The following is a 511-nucleotide window of genomic DNA, read 5'->3' as shown; positions in this document are numbered from 1 at the left end:
CACCGCATGAGCACCGTTCCCGCCCTCGAGGCGGCCTCCGCCGACTCCGGCTTCCGCCGCACCACGATCGAGCGCCGCCCGGTGGGCCCGCACGACGTCGCGATCCAGATCGACTACGCCGGATCTGCCACTCCGACATCCACACCGCGCGCGACGAGTGGGGCGGCACCCGCTACCCCGTCACCCCCGGCCACGAGATCGTCGGCCGCGTCAGCGGGGTCGGCGAGGCCGTGACCGGCTTCTCCCCCGGCGACACGGTCGGCGTCGGCTGCTTCGTCGACTCCTGCGGCGAGTGCGAGTACTGCACCGAGGGACAGGAGAACTTCTGCGCCCGCGGCGTCACGGGCACCTACAACGCCCCGCAGGCCGACGGCGGCGTCACCAGGGGCGGCTACAGCGGCGCCGTCGTCGTCGACGAGCGCTTCGTCCTGCGGATCCCGGCGGCCCTCGACCCCGCGCGGGCCGCCCCCCTGCTGTGCGCGGGGATCACCACCTACGCCCCGCTCAGGCG

Annotated in this window: 1 protein-coding gene; it reads left to right on the top strand. The window is 74.8% G+C overall.

The features are described from left to right. Window positions 1-122 precede the first annotated feature (122 nt). On the top strand, window positions 123-511 hold a 389-nt coding region (locus QYM41_RS17920; protein WP_438612615.1), incomplete at its 3' end, for an alcohol dehydrogenase catalytic domain-containing protein.

This window comes from Kocuria oxytropis, assembly GCF_040981195.1.
In the GTDB taxonomy this organism is placed as follows: domain Bacteria; phylum Actinomycetota; class Actinomycetes; order Actinomycetales; family Micrococcaceae; genus Kocuria; species Kocuria oxytropis.
The sequence above is the reverse complement of the archived record's forward strand: the minus strand, read 5'-3'. Positions and strand labels throughout refer to the sequence as shown.